We start from the raw sequence: 13,881 nt of genomic DNA, 5'->3' as shown, positions 1-13,881 counted from the left end.
GATCACACCCCCTGGAACGGCCCTCGTCGGCGCGGCTGCGATGGCAGGAAACCGTCCTCGACCAGCTCATCGACGATGAACTCGGCGAGGATGGACTCCGCGAGCTCGTCCTGCGGAGGTCCCTCTGCCTTGGTGAACGACGCGATTCCTCGGCGGATCGCGGCCGCAGCCCGTTCCTCAGCGTCGGCTGGCGACTCACACTCGAACTCGTGGCGCATGCGCTGAACCTAACCCGCGGAACAACTCATTGCTCAGGGTCAGCTCGCTGCTTCCTCGGAGCGGTGCCACTCCTCGGCGAGTCGTCGATACACCGCGTCTGGCGGTTCCGACGGGTCGACATCGGGACGCTTCCGGTCCGCGACCGCGAGGATCTTGAGCACCGAGTCGCCGATCCAGTCCGGGATCGCGGTCTCGGATCCGTTGAGGTTGGTCTCCAACAGGGCGACCAGGCGTTCCCGTTCCACCTGAACCTGGCATCGCTGCATCAGATAGTGCCGCCATCGGACCGCAATCCAGTGGCGATGGTCGTCGCGCTGGCTGGCGGGAAGCGGGCTGGGCTTGCCCAGCGCCTGTTCCGCCAGCGCACGCGCTCGCCACTTGTTCTGCGGGCGCTGCCCGGTCGCGGCGAGTTGCTCGGTGAAGGTCCCGCCCAACGCGCGGACGGCATCAGGCAGCTTGCCCGGCGAACCGTCGCTCTTGCTCGGCTTCAGGCCTTCCAACAGCCACGCCTCGCCCGGGTCCTGCGGTCGAGCAGGAGCGTCGTCACTGAGGCTCATCGTCAGCCCCTCACACAGTCGAACCGAACGTCGATCATCTCGACGTTGCAGGTCAGGATAGGTTCCAAGGCCGACAACCCAACAACGACACGCCGCTCCGCTCGAACAACAGTGCGAGTTCACACGTTCAGGCTTCCGGCGGCAACGGGCCAAGCCACCTAAGCTCGCACGATGACCGCTCCCGGGCCGACGATGGACGTCGACAACCCGATGACCTGGCCCGGCACGCTCGCCGACCGGGTATTCCAGCTCGCCGAGCAAGTCCGCGGCACGGCCGACCTCTGCGTCGAACTGGACGTCTGGCAGCACGCCTGCGAACTCTGTCGCCTACTCGACGGATGGTTGGTGAGGGCGTTCCACTGCACCCGCCTACTCGACCACGAGGTCGACGCCATCCGAGCACAAGGCCTTCGCGCACTCGCAGCGGACTTGATCTCCAGCCGCTTAACCGGCGCACTGAATCATGGTCACATCTCCGAAGCCGAACACGCCGAACTCGACGAAACCCACCACTTCGCCAAGCCATTCAGCAGGCAGGCCCAGGATCTCCTCGCTGGAAAGGTCTGCCTGGCGCTGCCGCGCAGGGCCTTCGACGACCGGCCCGATGGCTTCCGTCCGTTGCTGACCCGCTGGGGCGGTGAGGCCATCTACGCCCGCCACTACAACGGGCGCGCGCCGCTGGTCGACAGGCTCAAAGCAATCGGTCGGCCGACAATCGTCGTCGCGCGGGTGGAACTGAGCGACCCGTCACGCCACTACATGAGCCCATCACTCGCACATCTCCTGGTCGGCACCGTCCTGCAGCTCCCTGACGCTCACAGCTCGCTCCACTACAAGGCCAACATCCCCGCCGAGCACATCGAACAACTGCTCCAGCCAGGAGATCCGGACTACGACCGGCACGTCGACCTGCCCACCAGCTAGAGCGCGCAGCAACATCAACTACGCTGCGCGCGTCGCTGGGTTCGACAGGTGTCGGCTGGGTGAGAGAACGATGATCTGTTTGTCCTCGAACACTTGCCACGGGGTGCGGCCGTCGGCGACTTCGACGAGCGGGACTCCGATCTGCGCCGCGGATGCGTCGACGAACTCGTAGAGGTCGCCATCCTCGATCTGAGTGTTCGCGAAAAGTAGGAGCATGTCGTCGGTGCCATGCCGAGCTGCCACGCGCTGGGCGACGGCCCAGCTGGCGATGCCGCCATCCGCAACTCCGACGGTCAGCGCGCCCAGTTAGGGCGGCGAGGTCGCTGAAGTCCGCGCCGGATGCGGATCGGAATGGACTGAACCGGGCACCCGCTTCGGGATGCGGCGAACGCGCTCGCCGCATCCCGGAACGATCGAGGGATCAAAGGATCGTGTTGATGGTCATCAGCGGGCCGGTGTGCTCGCTCCAGCCGCGTTCCTTGCAGAGGTACACCTTGTTGTCGATGACGACAGCGTCCCCGACGCTGAGGCTGCGAAGCCCCTTGGCTCGGTAGGCGGCGGCCCGCTCGTCCTCCCCCATGTTGAAGCCATCGAACGCCAGGTCACAGATCACCAGGTCGGGCTGGTCGGCGATCTCCTCGTAGGCGAATACCTCCCGCCAGAGGCCGTCGGTGTGGTGCAGGATGCGGACCTGCTTCGCTGCCCTGGGCAGGCATCGGTTCCGGACGACGTTGGAGAGTTCGTCGAGTGCGCCGGCCAGGTGCGTCATCCACACCTCCAGCGACACCAGCGCCCGGATCAACGTCCACCACTCTGGGCCCAGGAGGTCGCGGGTGACGGCGCCTTTAGGCTCGTCCGCGCTGGTGAGGTAGAGGTAGGCGCGCTGGGCGCCGATCTGGTCGATGCGCATTGAGGACGAGATCGTCCAGCTCGTGATGTTCGTGCCGTCAGGGGCGTCGGGGCGCAGCAACGGCACGCGGATGTAGCCGTCGGGCGATGCGTTCAGCTCCGGCGGGGTCACTCCGGGCAGGGCCATCAGGTCCTTGACCAGTCGACGCAGCTTCAGCCTGTCGCCGAGATTGCCCTCACCGTCCGGCACCATCAGCGTGGAGTAGCGGGCTGCATCGCCGACCGGGTGGTCAATGAAGCGAGCACCGGTGCTCGGTTGCAGGACGACCAGGGCGCGGGAGCGGACCCGTGTGAGGGCGATGGACTTGGTTTTGCCTGCGGGGAAAAGGACGTGGGAGTTGTGCACGTTCGGGGACCGCCTTGTCTGCGGGGTGGCGAGCTGACGGGCCTCGGCCTCAGCACAGAGTGAGGGGCCCGCAGGGCGGGCAAGCGCCAGCACGCTGGTCGGTCCCGGTGTGATCGCGCGCAGCGCGACCCCGCAGGGGCTTGTCTCACTGGGACCGATCGGCGCGCGTGCTTGCCCGGAACCCCTCGCGCTGTGGTGACCTCGTGCGTCAGCTCACCACGCCGCGGAGGACGGGAACGGCGTGCACATCGGGGCCGGATCCCCCGTGGTCAGCCGTCGGGGATCAGGCAACCGTCAAGGCCAGATCGGGCTTTGGGTACGGGCGGAGTTGCATCGCGATGACCGTGCGAGTGCGCTGGGCTCGGGTGCCCAAGCGCAGGGCATAGCGGAAGTTTCCGGGGTGGCGGATCCTGCGAGCACCGATCTCCCGCAGCGCGACGCGCAGCCATTGCGCGGACGTCGATCGGTCCTGCCTAGAGTCGACCGGCCCCGGCAGTCGGCCGTCGGTGGCGAAGTCGAGACTGTCGGGGGGCGGAGCGCCGAAGGCGACCAGGCGGTCGACGACACCGCGGGCACCGCGTTCCCCGCTGGTGACCTTGGCGATGGCGCGGGCGGTCAAGACGGTGGCGTCGGGCAACAGGACCAGAGTCCGCGGGCTGGAGCGGCCGATCGCGGCGAAATTCAGGGCCTGGTAGACGATTCCGACGTGGCCGGGCTTGATCAACTCGTGGCGGCCTCCGACTACCCGCCATCGCGGGATCGGATCGGCGAAGGTGACCACGCCGCGCAGGCCGTGGTCACGCGAGGCCATCCGGAACGCCGCGGCGCAGAAGAACGACTCGCCATTGGCCAGGACGTCGTCGCGCAGAACCAGTCTGTTGAAGTCCAACGTCTCGGTGTAGGGCTCCAGCGTCGGGAACACGTTGGTCAACGTGCCGCGGCTCATGGGCACACCGAAGGTGGCCACGCCCACCAGTTGTGCCATGTCGGTGCCGTGGTCGATCATGCCGTACCGGAGGGTGGTGCTGGGCAGGGTCGGGGCGTAGTGGTGGCGAGCGATAAAGCGGCGTGCTGTGAGTTCGTCGAGTTCGATGACCTCGTAGCGGTCGGGATCGAAGCCGCCTTCGTGCGCAGGGCGCCACGTCGGAATGCGGTTCGTCCACCGTTGGGTCCTGTAAGGCGGCATGGTCTGTCCTCGTTGGATGTGTTGGCGTGTGGAGCGCGCGGTCGGTTACACACGTGCCGGTCGGTTGGCCCGCGTCAGCGGGCAGTCGCGGTGATGGAAAGCAGGGCGCGCCGGGTTGGCTGGCGCCGACGCGCCCCGCTGCTGTGGATCCGGTGCCGCTGTGCGGCACCGGATACGGCCACTCATCCGCGCCACCAGCGCGCCGGGTGTGCCCTGGGACGGCGGCCTGCCTCACCCCGTCTTCGCGAGGGTGTGCGTACTCGGCGCGGTGTGCGGGGCGAATGCCTGGCAGGCCCAGCTGTGAAGTGGCCCGTGGAAGCGGGACTCGTCGGACTCGCAAATGCGTAGGCGGCCCAGGGGGCCGTAGAACCGGACGAGCCGGTGCAGAGTCCTGGCCAGGCTGGTCGCGGCCGATGAAGCGGAGCATCCATTGACGAGCACGGCGAACACGACTTGCCAGGACCGGTCGGGCAGTCGCTGGACTCGGTGGGCGGGCCAGCTCGAGAACCGGGTGCCGCTCTGCTGCAGCCGCAGCAGGATCTCTTGATCCCAGCGGTGAACCCAGCGGCGGTAAGTCATCATGGGGTGATCGGCGGCCATGTGCCAGACGCTGGCGGTGCCGAGGTCGGCGCGACGAGTGAGTTGCCCGGGGTTGGCGTGCACGCCGCCAGGCCCGAGTAGGTCTTCGACGCCCACAAGGCCGCCGACCATCAGGTCGCGGTCGTCGCCCTCGTGGTGGGCCACCACCTGGGCGAGGCCGTCACCCACGGGTTTGGCCCACACTGCGGCGGTTGCGATCTCGAGGTAGTGCGCCGCCGACGCCGATGCCAGATACCGCGGTTCGGGTGACCACACCGGCGCGTCGGCGGTGAGGTTCGGCGGCAGGGTGAGCACCGCGTCGACACGCCCGGCGCCGATCGCGGTGGCGCGCAGGTGATCGACCAGTTGCGCGCGAATGTGCTGGGACATCGGTGATCTCCGGTGTGACGACGGGCAAGGACGGGGGCCGGTCGGGCACCGCTTGGGGCAGGCGGTGCCCGACCGGGTGGGCTGCCCCTGGGGGGACAGGGCGGCCCGGCCAGATGGCTCAGAAGGGCGGTTCGCCCGTGGGGCGGGGCCGAGCAAGGTCGCCGATGCGTGCCAGCATGTCGCCGATCGCGGCGGTGGTCAGCTCCAGCTCACCGCGGCGGTACTTCCTCTGCACGTCGCAGACGAGGGAACTGATCTCCCCGAGCGCATCGGCGTTGTGTGCTGCGAGTGCCTGATCGACCTTCTCCCCGTTGACGTGGATGGCCGGTGGCTGCGCCCCGCGCGGGATGTTGATCGTTACGGTGTGGCTGGTGATCCGCGAGTCGTCGTACTGCACCCGGTTCTCCCTTGTCGGTGTTGCGCTGTGTGGACGGGCTATGCGCAGCGCGCCGGGGTGGGGCCCGCAGGGGGCGGCGGGGGTTGCGGCTGGTCGGGGCGGGTCGCCCGCAGCGCAGCGAGGACTGTCACCCGCCCCGATCCGGCCGTGTTCATCGCCGCGGACCCCACCCCGGCGTGCTGGCCTGGCGGAGTCCACGTGGCAGCACCGACCGGGAGCGGCGTTCAGTGCGCGTCGGGTGGCGCAGCGGTATCGGAGGTGATTCCGTTGAGCAGCCGATCGACGTGGCGGACGGCGTCGCGGAAGTGCGCGGTGCGCTCGGCGTCGCGGGCGACGGCGATGGTCTCCTGCCGCATCCGCAGCGCCCCGCGGGTCCAGTCGGGCTCGCATAGGGAGTCGGCAACGCCCAGCACGACGTTGTGTCCCAAGCCCCACAGGACCGCGTTGACGGCGAACCCGGCGATCGCCAGTGCGTCGATGTCGTTGCCGTACCACTCGTAGTCGGCGGGGTCGGCGCCGCGCCGCCGCAGTGACTCTGCGGCGCCGCGGATCAAGCCGCCGGTTCCGCACGCCGGGTCGTGGATCTTCGCTCCGGGAGCGGCGTCCCATGAGGTGAGGTCGCCCATCATGGTCACGTCGGCGAGGGCGTCGGCGACCGAGGTCGCGGTGTAGTACTGGCCGCGGCCCTGCAGCGCGGACCTGGGGCGCAGCAAGGTCAGCACCAAGCCCAGCAGGTCGACGTCGTGCCGGTTCTCGGTACCGGTCAAGCCGAGCAGGTCGATCCGCAAGACGGCGTCGGCGACGCGTTTTGCGGCCCGCCTGTTCTCCGGCGTCATCGGTCGGTCGCGATCGACCCAGAGCACAAGTAGCGGATAAACCGGGTTGAACAGGTCGGGTCGGATCCGGGCGAACATCGTCCAGATCCCGCGCATGGCGTCGGCGAACTCGTCGGGACCACTCTTGATCAGCTCGGCGGCGATGCCGTGTCGCTCGCCGTGCCGAGGATCGATCAAGGACAAGGCTGCGACGACTGACAACGGAATATCGAGATCACCGCTGCCGTGCGCGCCGTACCAGGCTTCGCTTGCGTGCTCGGCGATCTTGACGGCGTGATTTTGGGGGCGTCCTGCGGTGGGACTGATCCGAACAGCTGTCGTGGACATGACGTCCTCCGTGCAATTGGGTGCGTGGACGCCGTCGGTCGAGCGGGCCGCGCCGGTGCGGCGGCCGGCGTGGATGCCTGGCGGGCCTGCACCTCAGGTGCCCGGCCCCGCCGGGCTTCCGGCCGCGGTGCTGGCGGGGGTCTGCTGGGCTGGGCGGTCCACGCACGCGACGCACGGCGGGATTCGGGCTGTCGATGAGGACGGGCCCCGGCCGCAGTCACACTGCGGCCGGGCCCGGCAGGTCAGCGCTGGAACGCGGCAGCGACTGCGAGTGCCTTGAGAGCACTGCGCTCCATGTCGTAGGCAGCATCCGCGTCGGGCAGGACCTGCGCGGCACTGGTCACCGCGTGCAGGACGCCGCCTGCTGAGGAATCCGCGCCCTGGGTGAAGTGGGCGAAGATCAGGTTCTGCTCGTCCTTCGTGTAGCCGACAATCTTGCCCACGTGCTCGATGGTCGCCTGCGGGTCGGCGACCGGGATTCCGGCGCGCCTTGCGATCTCGGCGAGCTTGCGGGACATGTATGGCAGGTCGAGGAAAGTCCGGGCGGCGTCGCGCGTACGGGCGGTGGCTGACTCCAACTCCTTGCGGATGGTCTCGGCGCTGTAGCGGACGACGCCGTGCTCGAGCTTGCCGCCGGTGTGGATGGTGCGAAGCGCGTCCTCGGTGATGGTCAGGCCGTTGCTGCACACCCGGACGCGCAGCTTCGGGGTGATCGTGGACGCGCCGAAGCCCAACTCACTGTTGGTCAGCTCGAACCCTGCGGCCACCACCGGGTTGTCTCGGCCGAACTCGCCGCTGAACGGTGACCGGTAGAACTGCAGCAGTTCCGGGGCCTCAGTGGTGATGGTCGGTGCGAACACGCGCACGTACATGCGGCGCTCGGTCAGTTCACCAGTGATCCTGACCTCCGCCGCCCGGTCGGCGATGCCGTCAAGGACCGCGGTCAGCAGCGGCAGGTTGTCGCGGAAGGCATAGGAGTCCGACAGCAGGGCGCGCGCGAGACCTCGCTCCTCGGTGCCCTGCGGGCTGAAGGTCCGGACGAGGAACGGCTTGTTCGGCTCCAGCCCGAGCCAGGCGTTGACGTTGTCGGCGAACAACGACAGCATCCCGTTCTCGCGCATGCGCGCGATGTAGAGCGCCGGGACCCCCAACTTGCCTGCGATGCCGGAGTCGAACGGCCCGGACAGGTCGAACAAGCTGGTGGAGTCGACGCCGGTGGGGCTCAGGCGTGGCTCGTCCACCTCGAGGTGACCCTCGGGGGTGATCCGCATCTTGTGCGCGGGCACGACCATGTCCTTCTGGCGAGCCTGCTGCTCGCGCAACCGGCCGAGCATCTCGTCGATCGACAACTGGGGACGCTGAGTGAACGGGGTGGTCATCTCGATAGTGGTCATCGCGTGCGGGCTCCTTCGACGATGGCGGCCACCCGGGCGCGCAGCGCTTGACTGCGGTGAATTGCTGGCCGGGTGCTGACGCCCTACCCGTGGGTGGGGCGCGGCTCGACCGGACCGCCGAGGCCGGACCGGCCGGGGCTCCGCCGCTGGTCCGTCCGGGGAGTGATCGCGCGCAGCGCGACCCCGAAGGGGCTCGTCTCCCCCGGACGGGTGGGCGGCGGGCATCGGGCGCAGCCGGCGTGGCGGTCCAGAGTGCGCAGCCACCACCTGCGGAGGCGGCGAGCCCGGCTGGCCGGACACCGGTTGTCGGGTATACCTACGGCTCCGAATCAGCCGAGGTGAGGAACACCTCGATGCGTAGGCGCCCCGCGCCGGGCTGCAGCAGGACCGCCCAGGTCGCCGGTCAACGGGAATTGAGCGAGGAGGTATCGCAGATCAGCGCGCACGAGACCCGGGACCGCCGCCGAGGTCCATGACGGCGTGGAGAACCTCGAGGTCGCGTTCCTGCCGCACCACGGCTGCGTCGCTGGCACTGCGACGGGCACGACGACGCGGAGTGACTAGGAGAACCTCGGATCGGAGTTCTCCACGGCCGAGTGGACGTCATTCCGCCGCAGGGCACCGAGGCTCTACATCGACTGGGACACTGCTCGGGATCGGCAAGGCACAGCGACTGTCCCGTTCAAGTCCTTGCTTGCACGGGCTGAGCTGGTTGGGAATGGTTCGGCGGTGGCTGCGTGACGGACACTGATGTGGTGGCGACGCTGGCCGCGGCGCGGCGCGCGGCCGAGAGCTTCATGAGCGACATGCAGCGGCTGGAGCTGCCGTGGCCGGAGGAGCACGTCACTTCGGTCCTGTGGCGCGCGGCCGCCCCGGTGATCAAGACTGCCGCGTTCACCAGCGCTCAGGAGGGCGCGGTTGGCGCGGACTGGCTGTGGTGGTGGATCGACTCTGAGGGTTACTGCTTCGGAATGCTGGTGCAGGCCAAGAAACTGCACCGACGCGGTTCCCGATTCACCGTCGACTTCGGCTACCGCGACGGCAAGCAGATGGGGCGTCTATTCGAGACGGCCGAGCTGTTCGCGGTTCCTGCGGTGTACGCGCTGTACTGCGGCGATGTCGACTATCGCGCTGGGCTGAGCTGCGGGCCGCAGCACCGTGACCCGTGTGCTCGTTGCTCGAAGGCCGGAGTGTCGATGTTGGCCGGTCTGCTGGCTGAGCAGGCAGGTCATGATCCGCGGTACGCCGCGGAGGAGGCGCTGGGCCACTCGGTTGCCTTGGAGGACTTGGCCGATCCTACGGTCGCGGCCGGACCCATCGTGGACTTGAACTGGCGGGCGACCGAGCCGCAGTTGCGGGCATTCTTGGCGCAGGGGCAGCAGGGCGCTAAGCATGTGGCCAGGACGATCTTCTCGACGGTGTCACGGGCCCGGGCAGGCATGTTCAGTGTGGCCGTAGAGGACCACGTAAACACCGATGTGCCTGGTGAACCGGTGTTCCCGGTGCTGCCGATGGACCGTGGGCACCTGCGGGTGCCGTACTTCCCGCACATCCTGCGCGGGCTACGAACTACGCCTCCCGGTTACGTCCAGGACGTGCTCGCGGGTGTTGAGCCGCCCGCGTGGGTCAGGGACAAGGTCGCGGGCGTCGTGGTGGTGCCCTGCTGAACACGTCACTTGTCCAGCGGGGGACCGCAGGTCACACGGCGAGGCCGGTCCCCCGCGTGGGGACCGGCCTCGCCGCAGTGGGACCGGGGATCAGAAGGGAGGCTCGTCGTTGAAGCCGCCGCCGCCACCGCCGCCGGATGGCGGAGCGGAGGCCCACGGGTCGTCGGCGGGCGCGCCCGAGGGACCGCCGTATCCGCCGCCGCCACCACCGGTGCCTCGACTGACCTTGTTGACCTTCGCCGTCGCATATTTCAGCGACGGGCCGACCTCGTCGACCTCGAGCTCGATGACGGTGCGCTTCTCGCCCTCACGGGTCTCGAAGGACCGCTGCTTGAGCCGTCCGCTCACGATCACCCGCGCGCCGCGGGTCAGCGACTCGGCCACGTTCTCCGCGGCCTGACGCCAGATGTTGCATCGCAGGAACAGCGCCTCGCCGTCTTTCCACTCGCCGCTCGCCTTGTCGAACGTGCGGGGAGTCGACGCCACCGTGAAGCTAGCCACGGCCGCACCCGACGGGGTGAAGCGCAGCTCGGGGTCTGCGGTCAGGTTGCCGATCACGGTGATCGTGGTGTCGCCAGCCATTGTGATTCTCCCTGTCTCGCAAAGGATACAGTGTCCGTTGCGGTCGGTGGGTGGTACGTGAACGCGCGTCGGCAAGCGGGCCAGGACGGGCATGGTCAAGGTTCGGCGGAGCCGACCGCGCAGCGGTCTGCCTTGACCATGTCGGGACGGACTGCTGTCGTTCAGCGGGTCACGATTCGCCCTCTGACCAGGGACAACCTATCTGCCGAACAGGGTTGAGGCGGGCGGGAACACGCTCGCAACCGGCATGAGGTGGTTGGAGGACATCCTGGGGTCGTTCACGAGTTGACCGCCGCACTCGCACTCGGCGACCTCACCGAACCAGGTATCGGGCTCGGCGAGGTCGTCGCTGGCGCCGACGGTTCAGCGGTTGGCGATGCCAGCTTGCAGGGCGACGAACTCGTCGGCGGACATGGTCTGCACCTGGTGCTCTTCGGCCTTGGCGAGCTTGTTGCGCGTGGAGGAGCCGCTGCCCACGACAAGTAGGTTGCTGGTGCGGCTGACCGAGTTGGACACGGTCGCTCCCAGCCGGGTTGCGGCTTCCTGCGCCTGGCCGCGGCTCATCCCTGGCACCGAGCCAGTGATGACGACCGTCATGCCCGTCCACGGCAGCGCGGTCTCGTCCCCAGACACGGCGTCCTCCATCTCGGTGGTGATATCCGCCGCGATCAAGCGGTCGATCATTTCCGAGGCCGACCGCAGGCCGTCGTGGATGGACTTCGCCTTGGCCGGACCGATGCGTTCGACCAAGGCCAACTCCTCGACGCTGGCGGCCCGCAGAGCCTCCAGCGACCTGAAGTAGCTGGCCAGCCAGCGCCCGACGCTGCGGCCGGTCATCCGGATGCCCAGCGCGGTGATGTGACGGGCCAAAGGCTGCGCCTTGGCCGCCGTGATCCCGGCGACGAGTTTGGCGGCGGTGGTCTCGCCTATGCGACGCGGTGTGCCGTCGCTGTCGGCGGACCGCGAGTACGTGACCGCGGCGAGTTGGTCGACGGTCAGGCTGTAGAGGTCGGCTAGGTCGCGCACGAGGTCGCCGTCGAGCAGGGCTGTGGCGATCTCCTCCCCGAGGCCGTCGATGTCGAGTACGTCCCGCGACGCCGCGTAGGTCAGCAGCGACACCAGTGAACAGGCGGGCGTCGGGCACCGCCACAGTTGCTGGGCGGTGTCCCACGGCTCCCCGCACTTCGGGCATTCCTGCGGCGGTTGCCATGTCCGCACATCGACGGACTGTTCCCCCACCGCGGCGGTCACCCGAGGGATCACCTCGCCGGCGCGGACCACCGCGACCTTCGACCCGATGCCCAACCCTTGTGCAGTCACCCAGGCGACGTTGTGCAGCGACGCGCGGGTGATCGTGGTGCCGTCGACGGTGACCGGGTCGATCACCGCGGTCAAGCTCATGCGGCCGGTTCGCCCGACCCCGACCTCGATGTCGCGCAGGACGGAGAACGCGTGGTCTGGTGCGTATTTGAAAGCCACCGCCCAGCGCGGCGCGCAGCTGCCGCTGCCCAGTACCTTGCGGGTGGCACGCGAGTCGGCCTTGATGACGACGCCGTCGATCGGGACGCCCAGGGTGAGGCGGCGCTCGCTGATCTCGGTGATGACGGCCCGCACCGCGGCGACGGTCGTGCAGGAGATGCGGGTGGTCGGGGCCAATGTGCCGATGGTCAGCGCCGAGGCGACGTGGATGCCCATCGCCTTGAGAACAGCCATGCGCTCGAGGTGGCTGTCGATCGAGCGGAAGTCGTCTGCGGCCGCGGTGTAGGCCGCGAAGCTCATCGGCACCTTGTAGGCCAGGTCGCGCTTGCGCAGGGCGCCGGAGGCTGCGTTGCGCGGCGTCGCGAAGGCGGCCTTTCCCTGGGCGACCCGATTGGCGTTGGCCAGCGCGAAGTCATCGCCGCTCAGGTACACCTCGCCGCGGACTTCCCCGGTCCAGGGCCGCAGAAGGGCAGCGGGCAATCCGCGGATTCCGCCGTGGCGCAGCACCTGTGCGGTGATGTTCTCGCCGTGGGTGCCGTCGCCGCGCGTTGCGGCCAGAACCAGTCGTCCGCGCTCATATCGTGCGCGCACCGCCAGGCCATCGAACTTCAACTCCACCACGGCGAGCGCACCGCGGAGTCGGTCGATGAATGCGGCGACCTGGTCGAAGGTGGTGGCTTTGTCCAGGCTCAGCATCGGCATTGGGTGCTTCACATCGCCAAGGGCGGCGCCGGGGGCGATAGAGGTGAGCACGCCGTGGTCATCCCAGCCCGGGTGCAGCCGGTGGGTGACGGCGATCCGCGCGAGTAGTCGGTCGTGCTGGCCGTCGTCCATGACCGGGTCGCCGGTGTTGTGGTAGGCGGCACCGGCGGTGACGACGGCGGTGACGGCCTCGTCGAACTCGGCGCGGTTCGGAAACGGTGTGGCCGGCGGCAGGCCGGGCGAGGTCAAGGGCATGGGAACGAACTCCTTGGCGTGGTGCGGAATCGTGGGCCACGCGAGGGGCAAGCAGGCCCAGTCCGGCGGGGCAAGGGCGTCTTGCGGCGCGTCCACGCGCCGCCGACCTTGTCCCGCCGGACTGGGCCTGCTCCGCTTCGGTGGCGACGAAACCGCGCCGCGGAGCGCGGCCGGGATCAGGTGCACTCGGGAGTGACGCGTGTGTCACCACCTGGTCTGGGTGCAGTGGACAGCGCAGTGCTCTTGGCGTGCGTGCCTGGGTGGTCAGGGTTTAGGCCCAGTTTCTCGAGCCTGGAGGTGATCGCCACGGGCGTGCGCTCCATGAATGCAGCGATGGCCGCGATGACCTCATCGGGTGCGTGGACGGCCGCGGGCTGCTCGAACTGCCCCTGGACGTTGTCGATGGGCACGCCGCATATTCGGGCCAGCTCGGCCGCGATCTGGGCTGGGGATCGTGACGGATCCGCGGCCTGCCACGCCTCGGCAAGCCGGGTCTCGAGCTCATGGGTCCACGGCTGATGCGAGTTGCCCGGCTTGCCGCCGCGGCGCTGACCTCTTCCTCGGTCGCGACGTGGCGACGGTACTGCGCTGTGAAGAGCTGCCAGCGCGTTGAAGGTGCGGGTGAGCACTCGCCCGAGGTGCGGCAGGGCGCTGGTGTGCACTGTGAAGCGGCCATCGGTGGCCTCGCCACCCGGGCCCATACCTACGAGCTCAACATTGAGGGCGTCGGTCATGTCGGGCGCGGTGGTAACTCGCACACTGTACGGGCACCCGTCGATCTCGAACTCTTTGGTGAAGTCGATGCGGGTGCTGGGATTGCGCGGAGCAGACATGATCGTCTCAGGACTGGTCATCGGGCTCTCCTTGGCTGTTGGGCAGGCGGTCCGGGAAACATGAAGTAGACCCTTGGACGGGGACGTCATGGCATCGGCCGCGCAGCGGACGCATGACGTCCCCGTTCAGGTCTGCTCCGCTGCCCTGATCCGCCTGCAGGACACCCAAGCCGGGCGGGCAAGCGACCGAAGCGGCCAGGAGGGAAGGGCCTACTCATCCCCGGTGGGACGCGGGTCGATCGAGAACGGAATGTCATCGCACTAGCGGCGATGGCAACGAGCGCGCCATGCCTGTGCGG

The 13,881-nt window shown here is 68.6% G+C and carries 14 protein-coding genes; 2 read left to right on the top strand and 12 right to left on the bottom strand.

The genetic code is table 11. From position 1 onward, the window contains the following. Positions 1–2 precede the first annotated feature (2 nt). Positions 3–218 (bottom strand): hypothetical protein, encoded by a 216-nt coding sequence (locus BN1701_RS09010; protein WP_054047301.1) that lies wholly within the window; start codon positions 216–218, stop codon positions 3–5. Between the two features lie 39 nt (positions 219–257). Continuing rightward, on the bottom strand, positions 258–776 hold the full coding sequence (locus tag BN1701_RS09005; protein ID WP_054047299.1) for a hypothetical protein: 519 nt from the start codon (positions 774–776) through the stop codon (positions 258–260). A gap of 171 nt (positions 777–947) precedes the next feature. Here BN1701_RS09005 and BN1701_RS09000 point away from each other — a divergent pair, with 171 nt between their 5' ends. Further along, entirely contained in the window at positions 948–1,700 is a 753-nt protein-coding gene (locus tag BN1701_RS09000; RefSeq protein ID WP_067520612.1) for a hypothetical protein, read from the top strand. 18 nt (positions 1,701–1,718) lie between these two features. Here BN1701_RS09000 and BN1701_RS08995 read toward each other — a convergent pair whose 3' ends face one another. The 7 genes from BN1701_RS08995 to BN1701_RS08965 form a co-directional block, all read right to left on the bottom strand. Next, a complete protein-coding gene (locus BN1701_RS08995) occupies positions 1,719–1,943 on the bottom strand; it encodes a hypothetical protein (protein ID WP_054047294.1) in 225 nt (74 codons plus the stop codon). A 178-nt stretch (positions 1,944–2,121) separates the two neighbouring features. Beyond that, the gene (locus tag BN1701_RS08990; protein WP_054047293.1) at positions 2,122–2,955 is read right to left on the bottom strand and encodes a hypothetical protein; all 834 of its coding nucleotides are present in this window, start codon (positions 2,953–2,955) and stop codon (positions 2,122–2,124) included. 283 nt (positions 2,956–3,238) lie between these two features. Then, positions 3,239–4,141 carry a hypothetical protein gene (locus BN1701_RS08985; protein ID WP_054047291.1) on the bottom strand — a complete coding sequence of 301 codons (903 nt, stop codon included), beginning with the start codon at positions 4,139–4,141 and terminating at the stop codon, positions 3,239–3,241. 231 nt (positions 4,142–4,372) lie between these two features. Next, positions 4,373–5,110, bottom strand: a complete 738-nt coding sequence (locus tag BN1701_RS08980; RefSeq protein WP_054047289.1) for a hypothetical protein — start codon at positions 5,108–5,110, stop codon at positions 4,373–4,375. 118 nt (positions 5,111–5,228) lie between these two features. Then, positions 5,229–5,507, bottom strand: a complete 279-nt coding sequence (locus BN1701_RS08975; protein ID WP_054047287.1) for a hypothetical protein — start codon at positions 5,505–5,507, stop codon at positions 5,229–5,231. A 224-nt stretch (positions 5,508–5,731) separates the two neighbouring features. Then, positions 5,732–6,670: an N-6 DNA methylase gene (locus BN1701_RS08970; RefSeq protein ID WP_082859738.1), complete on the bottom strand. Its 939-nt coding sequence runs from the start codon at positions 6,668–6,670 to the stop codon at positions 5,732–5,734. A 242-nt stretch (positions 6,671–6,912) separates the two neighbouring features. Further along, positions 6,913–8,064 (bottom strand): hypothetical protein, encoded by a 1,152-nt coding sequence (locus BN1701_RS08965; RefSeq protein ID WP_054047282.1) that lies wholly within the window; start codon positions 8,062–8,064, stop codon positions 6,913–6,915. 737 nt (positions 8,065–8,801) lie between these two features. Here BN1701_RS08965 and BN1701_RS08960 point away from each other — a divergent pair. Next, the gene (locus BN1701_RS08960; protein WP_054047281.1) at positions 8,802–9,731 is read left to right on the top strand and encodes a hypothetical protein; all 930 of its coding nucleotides are present in this window, start codon (positions 8,802–8,804) and stop codon (positions 9,729–9,731) included. 90 nt (positions 9,732–9,821) lie between these two features. On the opposite strand, the gene BN1701_RS08955 is transcribed toward BN1701_RS08960, so the two are convergent. The 3 genes from BN1701_RS08955 to BN1701_RS08945 all read right to left on the bottom strand — a co-directional run bounded on the left by BN1701_RS08955 (position 9,822) and on the right by BN1701_RS08945 (position 13,603). Further along, entirely contained in the window at positions 9,822–10,313 is a 492-nt protein-coding gene (locus tag BN1701_RS08955) for a single-stranded DNA-binding protein (protein ID WP_054047279.1), read from the bottom strand. 363 nt (positions 10,314–10,676) lie between these two features. After that, positions 10,677–12,749: an NAD-dependent DNA ligase LigA gene (ligA, locus tag BN1701_RS08950; RefSeq protein ID WP_054055730.1), complete on the bottom strand. Its 2,073-nt coding sequence runs from the start codon at positions 12,747–12,749 to the stop codon at positions 10,677–10,679. A 176-nt stretch (positions 12,750–12,925) separates the two neighbouring features. Next, the gene (locus BN1701_RS08945) at positions 12,926–13,603 is read right to left on the bottom strand and encodes a hypothetical protein (RefSeq protein WP_054047278.1); all 678 of its coding nucleotides are present in this window, start codon (positions 13,601–13,603) and stop codon (positions 12,926–12,928) included. Positions 13,604–13,881 lie beyond the last annotated feature (278 nt).

Origin of the sequence: Alloactinosynnema sp. L-07 (assembly GCF_900070365.1) — a bacterium.
GTDB lineage: Bacteria > Actinomycetota > Actinomycetes > Mycobacteriales > Pseudonocardiaceae > Actinokineospora.
The sequence above is the reverse complement of the archived record's forward strand: the minus strand, read 5'-3'. Positions and strand labels throughout refer to the sequence as shown.